Origin of the sequence: Variovorax robiniae (genome assembly GCF_037889955.1) — a bacterium.
In the GTDB taxonomy this organism is placed as follows: domain Bacteria; phylum Pseudomonadota; class Gammaproteobacteria; order Burkholderiales; family Burkholderiaceae_C; genus Variovorax; species Variovorax robiniae.
In genome coordinates, this window is the sequence record NZ_JBBKZS010000004.1 from 381645 (window position 1) to 398437 (window position 16793).

At 66.0% G+C, this 16793-nt stretch carries 15 protein-coding genes and 1 pseudogene; 13 read left to right on the forward strand and 3 right to left on the reverse strand.

Going from position 1 to position 16793, the window contains the following annotated elements:
* Window positions 1-66: 66 nt before the first annotated feature.
* From WKW79_RS12785 to WKW79_RS12835, 11 genes are all read left to right on the forward strand, one after another.
* Window positions 67-618 carry a MarR family winged helix-turn-helix transcriptional regulator gene (locus tag WKW79_RS12785; protein WP_340335524.1) on the forward strand — a complete coding sequence of 184 codons (552 nt, stop codon included), beginning with the start codon at window positions 67-69 and terminating at the stop codon, window positions 616-618.
* Entirely contained in the window at window positions 599-2086 is a 1488-nt protein-coding gene (locus tag WKW79_RS12790) for an efflux transporter outer membrane subunit (protein ID WP_422823883.1), read from the forward strand. The genes WKW79_RS12785 and WKW79_RS12790 overlap by 20 nt, the downstream gene beginning before the upstream one ends.
* 31 nt (window positions 2087-2117) lie before the next feature.
* Window positions 2118-3485 (forward strand): efflux RND transporter periplasmic adaptor subunit, encoded by a 1368-nt coding sequence (locus WKW79_RS12795; RefSeq protein ID WP_340335525.1) that lies wholly within the window; start codon window positions 2118-2120, stop codon window positions 3483-3485.
* Window positions 3486-3511: 26 nt separating this feature from the next.
* Window positions 3512-5074 (forward strand): DHA2 family efflux MFS transporter permease subunit, encoded by a 1563-nt coding sequence (locus WKW79_RS12800; protein ID WP_340335526.1) that lies wholly within the window; start codon window positions 3512-3514, stop codon window positions 5072-5074.
* Window positions 5075-5258: 184 nt separating this feature from the next.
* Window positions 5259-6029 (forward strand): ABC transporter ATP-binding protein, encoded by a 771-nt coding sequence (locus tag WKW79_RS12805; RefSeq protein ID WP_340335527.1) that lies wholly within the window; start codon window positions 5259-5261, stop codon window positions 6027-6029.
* Complete coding sequence (locus WKW79_RS12810) at window positions 6029-6739, forward strand: ABC transporter ATP-binding protein (RefSeq protein ID WP_340335528.1); 711 nt, start codon at window positions 6029-6031, stop codon at window positions 6737-6739. Before WKW79_RS12805 ends, WKW79_RS12810 begins: the two co-directional genes overlap by 1 nt.
* Before the next feature lie 25 nt (window positions 6740-6764).
* Entirely contained in the window at window positions 6765-7961 is a 1197-nt protein-coding gene (locus WKW79_RS12815; protein WP_340335529.1) for an ABC transporter substrate-binding protein, read from the forward strand.
* An 11-nt stretch (window positions 7962-7972) separates the two neighbouring features.
* Window positions 7973-9166 carry an ABC transporter substrate-binding protein gene (locus WKW79_RS12820; protein ID WP_340335530.1) on the forward strand — a complete coding sequence of 398 codons (1194 nt, stop codon included), beginning with the start codon at window positions 7973-7975 and terminating at the stop codon, window positions 9164-9166.
* Window positions 9167-9232: 66 nt separating this feature from the next.
* The gene (locus WKW79_RS12825) at window positions 9233-10108 is read left to right on the forward strand and encodes a branched-chain amino acid ABC transporter permease (protein ID WP_340335531.1); all 876 of its coding nucleotides are present in this window, start codon (window positions 9233-9235) and stop codon (window positions 10106-10108) included.
* A 6-nt stretch (window positions 10109-10114) separates the two neighbouring features.
* Complete coding sequence (locus WKW79_RS12830) at window positions 10115-11101, forward strand: branched-chain amino acid ABC transporter permease (RefSeq protein WP_340335532.1); 987 nt, start codon at window positions 10115-10117, stop codon at window positions 11099-11101.
* Window positions 11098-12054 (forward strand): SMP-30/gluconolactonase/LRE family protein, encoded by a 957-nt coding sequence (locus WKW79_RS12835; protein WP_340335533.1) that lies wholly within the window; start codon window positions 11098-11100, stop codon window positions 12052-12054. Before WKW79_RS12830 ends, WKW79_RS12835 begins: the two co-directional genes overlap by 4 nt.
* Before the next feature lie 10 nt (window positions 12055-12064).
* Here WKW79_RS12835 and WKW79_RS12840 read toward each other — a convergent pair whose 3' ends face one another.
* The 3 genes from WKW79_RS12840 to WKW79_RS12850 all read right to left on the reverse strand — a co-directional run bounded on the left by WKW79_RS12840 (window position 12065) and on the right by WKW79_RS12850 (window position 15696).
* A complete protein-coding gene (locus tag WKW79_RS12840) occupies window positions 12065-13117 on the reverse strand; it encodes a lipocalin-like domain-containing protein (protein WP_340335534.1) in 1053 nt (350 codons plus the stop codon).
* A complete protein-coding gene (locus WKW79_RS12845) occupies window positions 13114-14178 on the reverse strand; it encodes a PLP-dependent cysteine synthase family protein (protein WP_340335535.1) in 1065 nt (354 codons plus the stop codon). Before WKW79_RS12845 ends, WKW79_RS12840 begins: the two co-directional genes overlap by 4 nt.
* 189 nt (window positions 14179-14367) lie before the next feature.
* Complete coding sequence (locus WKW79_RS12850; RefSeq protein ID WP_340335536.1) at window positions 14368-15696, reverse strand: LLM class flavin-dependent oxidoreductase; 1329 nt, start codon at window positions 15694-15696, stop codon at window positions 14368-14370.
* 30 nt (window positions 15697-15726) lie between these two features.
* On the opposite strand from WKW79_RS12850, the gene WKW79_RS12855 reads away from it, so the two are divergent.
* Both WKW79_RS12855 and WKW79_RS12860 read left to right on the forward strand, forming a co-directional pair.
* Window positions 15727-16104 carry a DoxX family protein gene (locus tag WKW79_RS12855; protein ID WP_340335537.1) on the forward strand — a complete coding sequence of 126 codons (378 nt, stop codon included), beginning with the start codon at window positions 15727-15729 and terminating at the stop codon, window positions 16102-16104.
* 207 nt (window positions 16105-16311) lie between these two features.
* Window positions 16312-16659, forward strand: a pseudogene (locus WKW79_RS12860) (sulfonate ABC transporter substrate-binding protein); the annotation flags it as partial.
* Window positions 16660-16793 lie beyond the last annotated feature (134 nt).

Consider the following 16793-nt stretch of genomic DNA (forward strand, 5'->3'; position numbering starts at 1 on the left):
TAACTAAACCCTGCCGGCACAAAGGTCGCCTTGACAATAATTGCCGAGGCAACTAATATTTGTTCCATGACAGTTCGTGACATTCCTGCGCAGCCCGACGTCCCTGATGCCGAGCCGGAGCGCGCCGTGCCGAGCTTTTACACGGGCGAGAACTACCGGTCGGAAGAGAGCATCGGCTACCTGATGCGGCGCATCATGACGGCCGTCGGCCAGTCGGTCGAACTCAACATGTGCGAGCCCGGCAGCCCCACCTTCCCGCAATGGGTGCCCCTGCACAAGCTGCACATGGGGCAGGCCGCCACCGTCGCCGAACTGGCGCGCGAATGCCAGCTCGACAACGGCGCCATGACGCGCCTGCTGGATCGCCTGGAAGCGAAGGGCCTGTGCCGCCGCGTGCGTTCGGTGGCCGACCGCCGCGTGGTGAACATCGAATTGACCGACGAAGGCCGCATCGCCGCCGAGCAAGTCCCCTACATCCTGAGCCGCGTGCAGAACGAGCACCTGGCCGGCTTCAGCGCGGAGGAGTGGGAGCAACTCAAGAACTTCCTGCGCCGCATCCTCGACAACGCACAGGCCCTGTCGGCCCGTGGAGAAAAAAATGACCCTTCTTCCTCCTGATTCCTCCGCCATGAAGGCGGCGCGCCGCGGCACTGCCGTCGCCGCTGCCGCCCTGGCCGTGCTGCTGGCCGGCTGTGCCGACATGGGCAAGACCGGCTCGACCGCGCAATTGCGCGATGCCGCCGCGCTCGACCTGCCCGCGCAGACCACGCCGGAGGTCACCGTGGCCAGCCAATGGTGGCTGGCCTTCGGCGATAGCCAGCTGAACGCGCTGGTCGACCAGGCCCTGCAAGGCAACCCGAGCCTGCAAGTGGCCCAGGCCCGCATCGTCCGCGCCCGCGCGCAGAGCCAGGTCGTTGGCGCCAATGAGCTGCCGCAAGTCGGCGCCGGCCTCGACCTGACGCGCCAGCTGTTCAGCGAGAACTACATCTACCCGGCGCCGCTCGGTGGCTCGATCCAGGAGACCGGCACGTTGCAGCTCAATGGCAGCTGGGAAATCGACTTCTTCGGCAAGAACCGCTCGGCCCTGAACGCAGCCATCGGCGCGACGAATGCGGCCGCCGCCGATGCCGACGCGGCGCGCGTGCTGCTTGCCAGCAACGTGGTGCGCGGCTACCTGCTGTGGGCCCGCTGGGACGACCAGCTGGTGGTGGCCAAGCGCACGCTGGCCCAGCGCGAGGAGACCTTGCGCCTGGTGCAGGACCGTGTTTCCGCCGGCCTCGACACCCGCCTGCAATTGCGCCAGAGCGAAGGCGGCATCCCAGAGGCGCGTCAGCAGATCGAAGCCATCAACGAGCAGATCGCGCTGTCGCAACACGCACTCGACGCGCTGGTCGGCCAGCCCAACGTCACCGCCAATTTGAAGTCGCCCGAACTGGCCGCGATCAAGAACATGGCGCTGCAACCGGTGCTGCCGGCCGACCTGCTCGGCCGCCGCGCCGACATCGCCGCGGCACGCTGGCGGGTCGAGGCCGCCATGCAGGACGTGAAGAACGCGAAGACCCAGTTCTATCCCAACGTCAACCTGGTCGCCTTCGCCGGCTTCCAGTCGATCGGCGTCGACTCACTGTTGAAGTCGGGCAGCCAGCAATGGGGCATCGGCCCGGCGATCCGCCTGCCGATCTTCGAAGGCGGCAGGCTGCGCGCCAACCTGCGCGGCAAGTCGGCCGACCTGGACGCGGCCATCGAGAGCTACAACAGCACCGTGCTGGACGCCGTGCGCGACGTGGCCGATTCGGTCACCTCGGTGCAGTCGGTGGTCCGGCAGCAGGCCCAGCAGCGTGACGCGCAGGCCGCGGCCGAGAGTGCCTACGAGATCGCCACGCAGCGCTATGGGGCCGGCCTTGGCAACTACCTCGACGTGCTGAGCGCGGAGACCACCGTGCTGCTCCAGCGCCGGCAGGCTGTCGACCTGGCGGCCCGCGCACTCGACACGCAAGTCGGCCTGGCCCGCGCCCTCGGCGGCGGCTGGCAGCCGAACAGCGAGACCAGCACCGCCGCGCTGGCCGCCCCGAACAAGATCCAGTGAACGCTTCACAACCCATTCAGAGAGCCCGCAAATGACCGACACCGCCAACCCCAGCGCCGCCGCCGCGGCAGAACCGGCCGCCACTCCCGCACCCAACGGCAAGCGTCGCCGTGCACTGACCGCGCTCGCGGTCGCCGTCGTCATCGCCGGTGGTGCGTGGACCGCCTACGAGTGGCTGGTCGCGAGCCACTACGAGGACACCGACAACGCCTACGTGCAGGGCAACGTCATCCAGATCACGCCGCAGATCAGCGGCACGGTCATGTCCATCAGCGCCGACGACACCGACTTCGTGAAGGCCGGCCAGCCGCTGGTGCAGTTCGACCCGGCCGATGCCAGGGTCGCGCTGGAGCAATCGGAAGCCGCGCTGGCCCAGGCCGTGCGCCAGGTGCGCACGCTGTACGCCAACAACGGCTCCCTCGCCGCCCAGGTCAACCTGCGCCAGGCCGACATCGTTCGCGCCCAGAGCGACATCGCACGCGCCCAGGAAGACCTGAAGCGCCGCCAGGCCCTGACCGGCAACGGCGCGGTGTCGAAGGAAGAACTGAGCCACTCGGAAACTGCGCTGTCGGTGGCCAAGAGCCAACTGGCCGCGGCCCAGGCCGGCGTGGTGTCGGCGCGCGAGCAACTGGTGAGCAACCAGTCGCTGACCGAAGGCACCAGCATCGACAAGCACCCCGCCGTGCTCGCCGCCGCCGCCAAGGTGCGCGAGGCCTACCTGGCCACGCAGCGCGTCGCCATGCCCGCACCGGTCGACGGCTACGTGGCCAAGCGCACCGTGCAACTGGGCCAGCGCGTCGCGGCCGGCACGCCGATGATGTCCATCGTTCCGCTGAACCAGGTCTGGGTCGATGCCAACTTCAAGGAAGTGCAACTGCGCAACATCCGCATCGGCCAGCCGGTCAAGCTGACCGCCGACCTGTACGGCAAGAAGGTCGAGTACAGCGGCAAGGTTGCGGGCCTGGGCGTGGGCACCGGCTCCGCCTTCGCGCTGCTGCCGGCGCAGAACGCCACCGGCAACTGGATCAAGGTGGTGCAGCGCGTGCCGGTGCGCATCGCGCTGGACGCCGAGCAGCTCAAGACGAACCCGCTGCGCGTGGGCCTGTCGATGGACGCGACCATCGACGTGTCGAACAAGGACGGCAAGATGCTGGCCGACGCGCCGCGCGCCGCCGCGTTGACGCAGACCGCCGTCTACAAGGCGCTCGATGAAGGCGCCAACGCCGTGGTGAGCGGCATCATCGCCGCCAACATCGGCGGTGCGCATGCGCCCCAGGCCGGCAAGCAGCCGGCGACGCCCACGCCGACAGTGCCAAGCCCCGGCGCCTCGGCCGAGACGCCGCAGGCCAACAGCGGCCCGCATTCGGCGGCGGTCGCGCTGTCGATGCCGCGCAGCTGATCCACCGGTAGCTTTCCAGTCCTTTCATGGCTACCGCTCCCGCCCACGTAGCCCACGCACCCCTCGAAGGCGCCGCGCGCGTCTGGGGCACCGTTGCGCTCTCCGCGGCCACCTTCATGAACGTGCTCGACTCGTCGATCGCGAACGTGTCGTTGCCGGCCATCTCGGGTGACCTCGGCGTCAGCACGACGCAAGGCACCTGGGTCATCACCAGCTTCGCGGTCGCCAACGCGATCGCCGTGCCGCTGACCGGCTTCATGACGCAGCGCTTCGGACAGGTGCGCCTGTTCGTGCTGAGCATCGTGCTGTTCATGCTGACCTCGCTGATGTGCGGCTTGGCGCCGAACATGACGACGCTGATCCTGTTCCGCGCGATGCAGGGCTTTGTCGCCGGCCCGATGATCCCGCTGTCGCAGACCTTGCTGCTGGCGAGCTATCCCAAGGCCAAGGCCGGGCTGGCGATGGCCATGTGGGCCATGACCACGCTGGTCGCGCCGGTGATGGGGCCGCTGCTCGGCGGGTGGATCACCGACAACATTTCGTGGCCGTGGATCTTCTACATCAACCTGCCGGTCGGCTTCGTCGCCGCGGCCATCACCTGGGGCACCTACCGCAATCGCGACAGCGCGACCTACAAGGTGCCGATCGATGCGATCGGGCTCGGGTTGCTGGTGCTGTGGGTCGGGTCGCTGCAACTCATGCTGGACAAGGGCAAGGAACTGGACTGGTTCCATTCGAGCACCATCGTCACGCTGGCCGTGATCGCGGTGGTCGCCTTCGCCTTCTTCCTGATCTGGGAACTGACCGAAGAGCATCCGGTGGTGGACCTGTCGCTGTTCAAGCGCCGCAACTTCTGGACGGGCGCCTTTGCAACGGCGGTCGCCTACGGCCTCTTCTTCGGCAACGTGGTGATCATGCCGCTATGGCTGCAGCAGTGGATGGGCTACACCGCCACCGATGCCGGCATGATCACGGCGCCGGTGGGGCTGCTGGCGATCGTGTTCTCGCCGATCGTCGGGCTGACGGTGGCCAAGGTGGACCCGCGGCGCTACACGACCTTCTCGTTCCTGGTGTTCGCGCTGGTGCTGTTCATGCGCTCGCGCTTCAGCACGCAGGCCGACTTCTGGACGCTGATGATCCCGACCATCATCCAGGGCGTGGCGATGGCCTTCTTCTTCATCCCGCTGGTGACGATCACGTTGTCGGGTCTCACGCCGGATCGCATTCCGGCGGCGTCGGGGTTGTCGAATTTCCTGCGCATCACGGCGGGCGCGATGGGCACCTCGATCGCGACCACGGTGTGGGAGGACCGCGCCGCGCTGCATCACGCGCAGCTCGCGGAAGCGGTGGTCAACGGCAACACCGCGGCGAGCAGCGCGATGGCGGGGTTGGCCAACAGCGGGTTCAGTGCGGAACAGGTGCTGGGGCAGATCAACCGCCTGGTCGACCAGCAGGCCTTCATGCTGGCCGCGAACGACCTGTTCTATGCCTCCGCGGTGCTGTTCATCATGCTGATCCCGCTGGTATGGCTCGCGCGTCCGGTCAAGGGCGGGGCAGGGGCCGGTGACGCGGCGGCCGGGGCGCATTAGGGTCTCTGACAACAGGCTTACACGGGGCGCGTAGGACGGCGCCCCGTTGCACTGCAGCATAGGCATTTGCCCCAGTAGGAAGGGCATGTAGCCACGCCTAACATCCGTGCGCGCTCAATGGGCAGCGCGCACCGATGGACTGCATGACCGTAAATTTCCGCCAGCACAAGGGCGAGCGCGCGAGATGAGCGACATCATTCTCGAAACGCGCCAGCTCACCAAGGAATTCAAGGGCTTCACGGCTGTCAGCAAGGTCGACCTCGCGGTGCAACGCGGCGCGATCCATGCGCTGATCGGACCCAACGGCGCCGGCAAGACCACCTGCTTCAACCTGCTGACCAAGTTCCTGGAACCGACCTCCGGGACGATCCTTTTCAACGGGCAGGACATCACCCAGGAACGTCCCGCGCAGATCGCGCGGCGCGGCATCATCCGCTCGTTCCAGATCTCGGCCGTGTTCCCGCACCTCACCTTGCTGGAGAACGTGCGGCTCGGCCTGCAGCGCGCGCTCGGCACCTCGTACCACTTCTGGAAGAGCGAGAAGTCGCTCAAGCCGCTCGAAGCGCGGGCACGTGAACTGCTTGCGCAGGTCGGGCTGGAAGACTTGGCGAGTGAGTTGACGGTGAACCTGCCCTACGGCCGCAAGCGCGCACTCGAGATCGCCACCACGCTCGCGATGGAACCCGAGCTGATGCTGCTCGACGAACCGACGCAGGGCATGGGGCACGAGGACGTGCACCGCGTCGCCGAACTCATCAAGCGCGTGTCGGCCGGCCGCACCATCCTGATGGTCGAGCACAACATGAGCGTGGTCTCGACCATCGCCGACACCATCACCGTGCTGCAACGCGGTGCGGTGCTCGCCGAAGGCCCCTACGCCGAGGTGTCGCGGAACCCGCAGGTCATGGAGGCCTACATGGGCACGACGGACGGCCAGCTCCAAGGCGCACACTGATGGCTACTCCCGCACTCGAAATCAAGGACCTGCACGCCTGGTACGGCGAGTCCCATGTGCTGCATGGCGTCGACATGATGGTGCAGCCGGGCGAGGTCGTCACGCTGCTGGGCCGCAATGGTGCGGGCCGCACCACCACGATGCGCGCGGTGCTGGGCCTGACCGGCAGCCGCAAGGGCAGCATCAAGGTGCACGGCACCGAGACAGTCGGCCTGCCCACGCACAAGATCGCGCACCTCGGCATCGGCTACTGCCCGGAGGAGCGCGGCATCTTCGCGAGCCTGTCGGCCGAGGAGAACCTGATGCTGCCGCCCGCGCTGAAGGGCGCGGACAAGGGCATGTCGGTCGATGAGATCTACGCGATGTTCCCCAACCTGGCGGAGCGCCGCAACAGCCAGGGCACGCGGCTGTCCGGTGGCGAGCAACAGATGCTGGCCGTGGCGCGCATCCTGCGCACCGGCGCCAAGCTGCTGCTGCTCGACGAGATCTCCGAGGGCCTGGCCCCGGTGATCGTGCAGGCGCTGGCCCGCATGATCGTCACGCTGCGGTCAAAGGGCTACACCATCGTCATGGTGGAGCAGAACTTCCGCTTTGCCGCGCCGCTGGCTGACCGCTTCTACGTCATGGAGCACGGCCGCATCGTGGAAGCCTTCAGCGCGAAGGAGCTCGAGGCCAAGATGCCCGTGCTCAACGAGCTGCTGGGGGTTTGATTCATTTGATCGCATGGAGAAAAGCATGAGAGTTCGATTCACCGCACTGGCGCTGGCCATTGGCGCGCTCGCGTTGGCCGCAGCGCCGGCCCAGGCGCAGGAGAAAGTCAAGATCGGCTTCGTCACCGACATGTCCAGCCTCTATGCCGACCTCGAAGGCAAGAATGGCGCGACGGCCATCCAGATGGCGATCGACGACTTCGGCGGCAAGGCGCTGGGCCAGCCCATCGAGCTGCTCACTGCGGACCACCAGAACAAGGCCGACGTGGCCGCCTCCAAGGCGCGCGAGTGGATCGACACGGCCGGCGTGACGATGATCTTCGGCGGCACCAGTTCCGGCACCGCGTTGGCGACGGCCAAGGTGGCGCAGGAGAAGAAGCGCGTCTACTTCAACAACGGCGCAGCAACCTCGGCGCTCACCAACGAGCAGTGCAGCCCCTACACGGTCCACTACGCCTACGACACCGTGGCGCTGGCCAAGGGCACCGGCGCAACCGTCGTTGACCGTGGCGGCAAGACGTGGTTCTTCCTGACAGCCGACTATGCCTTCGGCCACGCGCTCGAAGCCGACACCAGCGCCGTGATCAAGGCCAAGGGCGGCACCGTGGTGGGCTCGGTCAAGCATCCGCTGAACGCATCCGATTTCTCGTCCTTCCTGCTGCAGGCGCAGAACTCCAAGGCGCAGATCCTGGGTCTGGCGAATGCGGGTGGCGACACGATCAACTCCATCAAGGCCGCCAAGGAATTCGGCATCGGCAAGTCGATGCAGCTGGCGGGTCTGCTGATCTTCCTGAGCGACATCCACAGCCTGGGCCTGAAGAACACCGAGGGCCTCGTGCACACCACCAGCTGGTACTGGGACCTGAACGACGACACCCGCAAGTTCGCCACGCGCTTCTTCGAGAAGACCAAGCGCATGCCGACCGACGTGCAGGCCGCGGACTATTCCGCCACCATGACCTACCTGAAGGCCGTCGCCGCCGCCAAGACCACCGACAGCGACAAGGTGATGGCCCAACTCAAGAGCATGAAGATCGACGACTTCTTCGGCAAGGGCCAGATCCGCGCCGACGGTCGCTATGTGCATGACATGTACCTCGTCGAAGTCAAGTCACCCGCCGAGTCCAAACAGCCTTGGGACTACCTCAAGGTGATCAAGAAGCTGCCTGGCGAGCAGGTCTTCACCACGCAAGCCGAATCGAAGTGCGCCATCTGGAAATAAGGAACCGACCCATGAAAAAGACCCTCGCTCTCTCGGCCATCACCGTGGCCATCGCACTTGCAGCAGGTGCTGCGCAAGCCCAGGAAAAGGTCAAGATCGGTTTCATCACCGACATGTCCAGCCTCTATGCCGACGTGGAAGGCAAGGGCGGCGCGACCGCCATCCAGATGGCCATCGACGACTTCGGCGGCAAGGTCAACGGGATGCCGATCGAGCTGCTCACGGCCGACCACCAGAACAAGGCCGACATCGCCGCCTCCAAGGCGCGCGAGTGGATTGACACGCAGGGCCTGACCATGCTCTTCGGCGGCACCAGCTCCGGCACCGGCCTGGCGATGGCCAAGGTGGCGCAGGAGAAGAAGCGCGTGTTCATGGTCAACGGCGCCGGAAGCTCGGCGCTGACCAACGAGCAATGCAGCCCGTACACCGTGCACTACGCCTACGACACCGTTGCACTGGCCAAGGGCACCGGCAGCGCCGTGATTGCGCGCGGCGACAAGAGCTGGTTCTTCCTGACTGCCGACTACGCCTTCGGCCAGGCACTGGAAGCCGACGCGACCAAGGTCGTGAAGGAGAAGGGCGGCACGGTGGTCGGCTCGGTCAAGCATCCGCTCAACACCTCCGACTTCTCGTCCTTCCTGCTGCAGGCGCAGCAGTCCAAGGCGCAGGTGCTGGCCATGGCCAATGCCGGTGGCGACACCATCAACGCAATCAAGGCGGCCAAGGAATTCGGCATCACCAAGACCATGAAGATGGTCGGTCTGCTGGTGTTCGTCACCGACGTGCACAGCATCGGCCTGAAGAACGCCGAAGGCCTGCTGGTCACGACGAGCTGGGACTGGAACCTGGACGACAAGACGCGCGAGTTCGGCAAGCGCTTCTTCGAGAAGGTCAAGCGCATGCCCACCGACATCCAGGCCGCCGACTACTCGGCCACCATGACCTACCTGAAGGCATTGCAAGCCGCGAAGACGACCGACGCCGACAAGGTCATGGCGCAGATGAAGAAGACGCCGATCGACGACTTCTACGCCAAGGGCACGATCCGCGAGGACGGCCGCTTCGTGCACGACATGTACCTGATGCAGGTGAAGTCGCAGGCTGAATCCAAGCAGCCCTGGGACTACTACAAGCTGGTGCAGAAGCTCAAGGGCGACGAGGTCTTCACGACCAAGGCCGAGAGCAAGTGCGCCCTCTGGAAGTAACGACCTTGCCACCCGGCCGCTTCGCGCGGCCGTGCGTGGCGACCTGCAGGAACTGATCTCTTTCACATGAACATATCGATGCCGGCCCTGTTGAGCCAGCTCCTCCTGGGGCTGGTCAACGGCTCGTTCTACGCGATCCTCAGCCTGGGGCTCGCGGTGATCTTCGGGCTGCTCAACGTCATCAATTTCGCGCACGGCGCGCTGTTCATGCTGGGCGCCATCTTCACCTGGATGGCGATGGAGTATCTGGGCATCAACTACTGGTTCATGCTGCTGCTGGCGCCGATCGTGGTCGGCATCCTCGGCGTGCTGATCGAGCGATTGCTGCTGCGCTGGATCTACAAGCTCGACCATCTCTACGGCCTGTTGCTGACGCTGGGGCTCACGCTGCTCATCGAGGGCCTGTTCCGCTCGATCTACGGCAGTTCGGGCCTGCCCTATGACGCGCCGGATGCGCTGTCGAGCGCCACCGACCTGGGCTTCATGGTGCTGCCGAACTACCGTGCCTGGGTCGTCGTCGCCTCGCTGGTGGTCTGCTTCGCGACCTGGTACGTGATCGAGAAGACCAGCCTCGGCGCCTACCTGCGCGCCGGCACGGAGAACCCGCGGCTGGTCGAGGCCTTCGGCGTCAACGTGCCGCTGATGATCACGCTGACCTATGCCTTCGGCTGCGGGCTGGCGGCGTTTGCGGGCGTGCTGGCGGCGCCGGTGATCCAGGTGTCGCCGCTGATGGGGCAGAACCTCATCATCGTGGTGTTCGCGGTGGTGGTGATTGGCGGCATGGGCTCGATCATGGGCGCCATCCTCACCGGGCTGGGCCTGGGCGTGATCGAGGGATTCACCAAGGTGTTCTATCCGGAAGCCTCCTCGACGGTGGTGTTCGTGATCATGGTCATCGTGCTGCTGATTCGTCCGGCCGGCCTGTTCGGCAAAGAAAAGTAAGAGCGCATGAAGAAGATTTCCTCCGTCGTCTATGCGCTGTTGCTGCTTGCGCTGATCCTCGCGCCGTTCTTCGGCGCCTACCCGGTGTTCGTGATGAAGCTGATGTGCTTCGCGCTGTTCGCCTCCGCCTTCAACCTGCTGCTGGGCTTCACCGGACTGCTTTCGTTCGGCCACGCGGCCTTCCTGGGCGGCTCCGCCTATGTCGCGGGCCATGCGATCAAGGTGCTGGGCCTGACGCCCGAGATCGGGCTCATCGCCGGTACGCTGACCGGCGCCTTGCTGGGCTGGGTGTTCGGCGTCCTGGCCATTCGCCGCCAGGGCATCTACTTCTCGATGATCACGCTGGCGCTGGCCCAGATGATGTTCTTCGTCGCGCTGCAGGCCAAGTTCACCGGCGGCGAAGACGGCCTGCAGGGCGTGCCGCGCGGCAAGCTGTTCGGCGTGATCGACCTGTCGAACGACCTGACGATGTACTACGTCGCGCTGGTCATCGTCGTGGCGGCCTTCCTGCTGATCGTGCGCACCATCCATTCGCCCTTCGGCCAGGTGCTCAAGGGCATCAAAGAGAACGAACCGCGTGCGCTGTCGCTGGGCTATGACGTGAGCCGCTTCAAGCTGCTGGCCTTCGTGATCTCGGCGGCGCTGTCGGGCCTGGCCGGCTCGCTCAAGACACTGGTGCTGGGTTTTGCCACGCTGAGCGACGTGCACTGGACGGCATCGGGCCAGGTGATCCTGATGACGCTGGTGGGTGGCCTGGGCACGCTGTCGGGGCCGCTGGTGGGCTCGGCGGTGGTGGTGCTGCTGGAGAACAAGATCGGCGAGCTGGGCAACTTCCTCGCGCGCATCACGACCATCGACTGGTTCAACACGCTGGGCGAGTCGGTGACGATGGTCACGGGCCTGATCTTCGTGATCTGCGTGCTGGCCTTCCGCCGCGGGATCATGGGCGAGATCATCGCCTTCATCGACCGGCAACGAGGACACGCCAAATGACCTGGCAGCCTGCCACGCGCTACCCCGATCCCGCGGTGCAGGCGCTGGACCCGCGCTTCGCCAAGTACATGATCTTCAGTGCCGCCATCGAGCGGATCGCCACCGGCATGCGCTGGGCGGAAGGGCCGGTGTGGTTCGGCGACCAGCGCTGCCTGCTGTGGAGCGACATCCCCAACAACCGCGTGATGCGCTGGGACGAGCAGGGCGGCAATGTGACGGTGTTCCGGCAGCCGTCCAACTTCGCCAACGGGCACACGCGTGACCGGCAAGGGCGGCTGCTGAGCTGCGAGCACGGCAGCCGCAGCGTGACGCGCACCGAGTACGACGGGCGCGTGACCGTGATCCTCGACAAGTTCGACGGCAAGCGGCTCAACTCGCCCAATGACATCGTGGTGAAGTCCGACGACTCCATCTGGTTCACCGATCCGCCCTTCGGCATCCTGGGGCACTACGAGGGGCACAAGGCCGAGCCTGAACTGCCGACCAACATCTACCGCGTGGACGGCAAGACGGGCCGTGCGACTGTGGTGGCGAGTGGGGTGAACCGGCCCAACGGCCTGTGCTTTTCGCCGGACGAGAAGCGGCTGTACGTGGTCGAGTCGGGTGCGGTGCCACCCCACATCCGCGTGTTCGATGTCAGCGATGGCGGCGACCAGCTTTTCAACGACCGCGTGTTCTACCGATGCAAGGATGGCGAGCGGCCCGATGGCTTCCGTTGCGATGCCGATGGCAACCTCTGGGCCGGCTGGGGCATGGGCGAGGGCAATGACGGTGTGCGGGTGTTCGCGCCGGACGGCACGCCCATCGGGCACATCACGTTGCCGGAGCGCTGCGCCAACCTGTGCTTTGGCGGGGTGGCGCGCAACCGGTTGTTCATGACGGCGAGCCAGTCGGTCTATTCGCTGTATGTGAACGCGCAGGGGGCGCAGGCGCCTTTGCCCGCAAGCGCATGACTGCGTTGCATCAGAGCCGCAGCGCCGCCGCGTAGCCTGTCATCTCCAGGTACCCACGTCCCACGGGCTTGCCCTCTTCGTCGAGCAGATCGCTGAGGCCTTCCCAATAGATCGCACCGGTCGAGCCTCTGCTGTCGAGTTCCTGGTCGTCCAGCAGGGCCTTGACGATGAAGTTGCCCGCGGGCGTGCGCACCTTCCATTCGACCGGGTAGCTCGCCTGGCTGGAGGCGCTTTTCCAGGTGCGCAGAGGCTCGAATGCGACCTCGCCCGGCGCGAATGACCTCGACGAACCACCGGCCGTTCGGAACGAACCGCCGGCCCAGAGCACGCCGCCTTTCTTGAGGCGCATGCTGAAGGCCATCAGGGCGCTGCCGTCTGCCAGGTTCATGCCGATCCAGTCCCAGCCCGCCACATCGGGATGCATGTAGGCCTCGCTCCATTCATGGTCCAGCCAGGCCTTGCCCTGGACGTCGAAGGGCTGGCCATGCAAGGTGATGCGGCCGCTCGTCGCGAGCTGCGGCTCGCTGTAGTAGTAGCTGGCCTGGACCTCCTCCGGCCCCTTGCGCGACAGGCCCGCGGTGCCTTGCAGCAGCACCGGTTGCGTCGTCGCAAAGCGCAGGTCCAGCGAGAAGCCATTGGCCGGAATGCGGGCACTGTAGACATCGGCCTTGCGCTCGAGCCACCAGTCGCGCAGGTGCACGCGGGTATTGCTTTCGCTCGCCTCGGCCACGCCCATGCCGGCCCGCGCGATGCGCTGGTCGTGCAGCAGCTTGCCGCCGGCCAGATCCGTGATGGCGGCATGCGCAAAGACCAACTGCTTGGCCGCGAAGGCCGATTGCATGGCTTGCGTCTCGTCCACGCGGGATCGAAAGAAGGTCACCTGGTAGCCGAACATGCGTTGACCTGCCGTTGCCTGGCCGGTGATGTACCACCACTCGGTGCGCAGCTCGGGATGGCTGCCGAAGTCGCGCGGAAACTGCAGGGTGCGCGGCGGCAAAGCCCAGGCCGGCAGCGGCAGCAGTGAAGCTAGCAGCAGGTGGCGGCGCGACAGGCGCAGGGTCATTGCAGCAAGGCCTCGATGCGCCGCTCGGCCGCGCCGACGTCACCGAACGCTTCGCGCACCCAATCGGCATCGTGGTAGCTGGGAAGATAGCGTTCGCCGGCATCGCAGAGCAGCGACAGGATCGATCCCTGCCGGCCGGCCTCGCGCATCTCCTGCGCGATCGCGAGCATGGCCACCAGGTTGGTGCCGGTCGACGGCCCGACCTTGCGGCCGATGAGCGTCGAGAGCGCACGCATCGCGGCCACCGAATCCGCATTGGTCACCTCGACCATCCGGTCCACCAGTGTGCGAATGAAGCTGGGCTCCACGCGCGGGCGTCCGATGCCTTCGATGCGCGAGCCCGCTGCAGTCAGCGTTGCATCGCCCGTGCGGTGGTAGGCGCCGAACACCGAGCCCTCGGGGTCGGCCACGCAGACCTTCGTGTCGTGGCAGCGATAGCGCACGAAGCGCCCGATGGTTGCGCTGGTGCCGCCCGTGCCCGCGCCGACGACGATCCAGGCCGGCACCGGATGCCGCTCATGCGTCATCTGCTCGAACATGCTCTGCGCGATGTTGTTGTTGCCGCGCCAGTCGGTGGCGCGCTCGGCATAGGTGAACTGGTCCATGTAGTGACCGCCGCTGCGCTCTGCCAGCGCGCGCGCCTCGTCGTAGACCTCAGCTGCGCGTTCGACGAAATGGCACCGGCCTCCGTAGAAGCCGATCTGCGCAATCTTCTCGGGCGAGGTGCTGCGCGGCATCACCGCCACGAAGGGCAGGCCCAGCAGCCGCGCGAAGTAGGCCTCGCTCACGGCCGTCGAGCCGCTCGACGCCTCGACGACGGTGGTGCCTTCGCGCAGCCAGCCGTTGCAGAGGGCGTAGAGAAACAGCGAGCGCGCAAGCCGGTGCTTGAGGCTGCCGGTGGGATGGGTCGACTCGTCCTTCAGGTACAGGTCGATGCCGGCAGCGGCGAGGCCGGGCAGCGGCAAGGGGATGAGGTGCGTGTCGGCGCTGCGCTGGTAATCGGCCTCGATGCGGCGGATCGCTTCGGTCTGCCAGCCTGTGGAGTGGGGTGGGCGCGTCATCGGGGAATTGTGATCCACCGACAGGCAAACATCGAATTTGGATATGCGACAAGCGTCGTTGGCGCCGGTGCCGAACGCGGCTACCGTCAGCCCATTGCAAGTTGGCTTGCTGATCGTTGTAGGTGGGGTTGTCTCCTCGTCGTTCCGGAAACGACGTTCACGGGTCCGCAGGGACCCGTTTTTTTGTGCTCAAGCCGGAAAGAAGCGGTTCGCGGGCCGCGGCAAGCCGAGGTTTTCGCGCAAGGTCCTTCCTTCGTATTCGCGCCGGAAGATGCCACGCCGCTGCAACTCGGGCACGACCTTGTCGACGAAGGCATCAAGCCCGCCCGGCAGCCATGGGAACATGATCATGAAGCCGTCCGAGCCTTCGGATTCGAGCCACGCCTGCATCTCGTCGGCGATGGTCTGCGCAGTACCGACGAAGGCCAGCCCGCCGTAGCCGCCCAGGCGCTGCGCAAGCTGTCGCACGGTGAAGCCTTCGCGCTCGGCCAGCGCAAGGACGCGCTGCTGGCTGCTCTTGCTCGCATTGGTCTCCGGCACCGGCGGCAGGGGCTTGTCGGGATCGAACTTCGACGCATCGACACCGAGCCAGACCGACAGCGATGCGATGGCGCTCTCGTAGTGCACCAGGCTGTCGAGCTTCGCGCGGATGGCCCGCGCTTCCTCGACCGTGTCGCCCACCACGACGAAGGCTGCCGGCAGGATCTTCACATGGTCGCGCTCGCGGCCCAATGCGGCGAGGCGGCCCTTGACGTCGGCATAGAAGCTGCGGCCCTCGGCCAGCGTCCCATGCGCAGCAAAGATCAGTTCGGCCGTCTCGGCCGCGAGTTGCCTGCCCGGCTCCGACGCGCCGGCCTGCGCGATCACCGGCCAACCCTGCACCGGCCGCGCGATGTGCAGCGGGCCGCGCACCGACAGGTATTGGCCCTTGTGGTTCAGCGCGTGCAGTCGGTCCGGATCGAAGTAGAGGCCGCTCTGCCCATCGCGGATGAAGGCATCGTCGGCCCAGCTGTCCCAAAGGCCGGTCACGACATCGTGGAACTCGCGCGCTCGCGCATAGCGCTCGTCGTGCTCCATGTGGTCGTCGAGGCCGAAGTTGAGCGCCGCGTCGGGGTTGGAGGTGGTGACCACGTTCCAGCCCGCACGGCCGTTGCTCAGGTGGTCGAGCGAGGCGAAGCGGCGCGCGATGTGGAAGGGCTCGTCGAAGGTGGTCGATGCTGTGGCGACCAGGCCGATGTGCTCCGTCGCCTGGCTCAGCGCCGACAGCAGCGTGAAGGGCTCGAAGGAGGTCACGGTGTGGCTGCGCTTCAATGCCTCGATCGGCATGTTCAGCACCGCGAGGTGGTCGGCCATGAAGAAGGCATCGAACTTCGCGCGCTCCAGCGTCTGCGCGAAGCGCTTGAGGTGCGCGAAGTTGAAATTGGCATCGGCAAAGGCGCCGGGGTAGCGCCAGGCGCCGGTGTGGATGCTGACCGGGCGCATGAACGCGCCGAGCTTGAGTTGTCGGTGGGAGGGCATAGGGGGAGAAGGTGAAAAGCCAGCCCTTGTATGCCATCCCGCGCGGCGTTGCAAAGACGAAATCGTGCCGAGCTTATGGGCTGCGCGAAGGTGCGCCAGGTGCGCCTCGCATCAACGCAAAGCGCATCTGCTCACTCGCAATCGTTCTTTGGCATGCACGAGGTCGCTCCGCAGAATCGGTCGCATCGATCCCGCAATCTGTGGGTGTCAGGCCTGCTGGCCTTCGCCTACTTCATCGGTCATGCGACCAAGGGGTTCGTGCTGACGCCCTTCTTGAACCAGGGCGAGGCGGCCTTGCTGTTCTCGTTCGTGTTCCTCTACATCGCTGCGGCCGGTGCGGGGCCTTGGAGCGTCGACGCGCTTCGCTCGAAATCCGCCGAGCCGACAGGCATTCCCGAGGCTGCCTGAGCCCGAAGGTCGGCGCGACGGTTGAGTTCGCTATATGCAACTGACTTAACGGTTGTTCCTGTTGCGGCCTGCAATTCCGACAATCGCGCCCGCCTTTATTTGTCGATCCAAGGACTTCCTTTCATGTATCCCGTCATCTCCAAAGACATCGAATTCAGCCCACCACGCGGCCTCACATGGAAGGCGTTGCGCAACCTCGCGCTCGGCATGCTGGTCGCTTGCGCCATCGCGCTGATCGCGAGCTTCCTGACCATCACTTCCGCCCACGCGCAAGCCAAGGGCGAGTTGCGCATCGGCTACCAGAAGTCCGCCAGCCTGTTCGTGCTGCAGAAGGCACAGGGCACGCTGGAGAAGAAGCTCGCACCGCTGGGCTTCGGCGTGAAGTGGGTGGAGTTCCCGGCCGGGCCCCAGTTGCTGGAAGGCTTGAACGTCGGCGCGGTCGATGTGGGCTATGTCGGCGAAGCGCCGCCGATCTTCGCTCAGGCCGCCGGCGCCAAGTTCGTCTATTTCGGCAACGACCCGGCCGCACCGCAGGCCGAAGCGATCCTCGTGCTGAAGATCGCCGACACCTTCTTCCAGCTCAAGCTGATTCCGAAGGCGATCAAGGTCAGCGATGCCGTCGTCTTGGCGCAGCCCTGAGCCGCCCCGCGTCTGCGGCTTCAGGCCGCGCTTGCCGAGCCGCCGATTCA

What these genes read in the sequence shown, in the direction of transcription:
- WKW79_RS12785 (WP_340335524.1), top strand. Translation starts at nt 67, where the DNA reads ATGACAGTTCGTGACATTCCTGCGCAGCCCGACGTCCCTGATGCCGAG.
- WKW79_RS12790 (WP_422823883.1), top strand. Translation starts at nt 599, where the DNA reads ATGACCCTTCTTCCTCCTGATTCCTCCGCCATGAAGGCGGCGCGCCGC.
- WKW79_RS12795 (WP_340335525.1), top strand. Translation starts at nt 2,118, where the DNA reads ATGACCGACACCGCCAACCCCAGCGCCGCCGCCGCGGCAGAACCGGCC.
- WKW79_RS12800 (WP_340335526.1), top strand. Translation starts at nt 3,512, where the DNA reads ATGGCTACCGCTCCCGCCCACGTAGCCCACGCACCCCTCGAAGGCGCC.
- WKW79_RS12805 (WP_340335527.1), top strand. Translation starts at nt 5,259, where the DNA reads ATGAGCGACATCATTCTCGAAACGCGCCAGCTCACCAAGGAATTCAAG.
- WKW79_RS12810 (WP_340335528.1), top strand. Translation starts at nt 6,029, where the DNA reads ATGGCTACTCCCGCACTCGAAATCAAGGACCTGCACGCCTGGTACGGC.
- WKW79_RS12815 (WP_340335529.1), top strand. Translation starts at nt 6,765, where the DNA reads ATGAGAGTTCGATTCACCGCACTGGCGCTGGCCATTGGCGCGCTCGCG.
- WKW79_RS12820 (WP_340335530.1), top strand. Translation starts at nt 7,973, where the DNA reads ATGAAAAAGACCCTCGCTCTCTCGGCCATCACCGTGGCCATCGCACTT.
- WKW79_RS12825 (WP_340335531.1), top strand. Translation starts at nt 9,233, where the DNA reads ATGAACATATCGATGCCGGCCCTGTTGAGCCAGCTCCTCCTGGGGCTG.
- WKW79_RS12830 (WP_340335532.1), top strand. Translation starts at nt 10,115, where the DNA reads ATGAAGAAGATTTCCTCCGTCGTCTATGCGCTGTTGCTGCTTGCGCTG.
- WKW79_RS12835 (WP_340335533.1), top strand. Translation starts at nt 11,098, where the DNA reads ATGACCTGGCAGCCTGCCACGCGCTACCCCGATCCCGCGGTGCAGGCG.
- WKW79_RS12840 (WP_340335534.1), bottom strand. Translation starts at nt 13,117, where the DNA reads ATGACCCTGCGCCTGTCGCGCCGCCACCTGCTGCTAGCTTCACTGCTG.
- WKW79_RS12845 (WP_340335535.1), bottom strand. Translation starts at nt 14,178, where the DNA reads ATGACGCGCCCACCCCACTCCACAGGCTGGCAGACCGAAGCGATCCGC.
- WKW79_RS12850 (WP_340335536.1), bottom strand. Translation starts at nt 15,696, where the DNA reads ATGCCCTCCCACCGACAACTCAAGCTCGGCGCGTTCATGCGCCCGGTC.
- WKW79_RS12855 (WP_340335537.1), top strand. Translation starts at nt 15,727, where the DNA reads ATGCCATCCCGCGCGGCGTTGCAAAGACGAAATCGTGCCGAGCTTATG.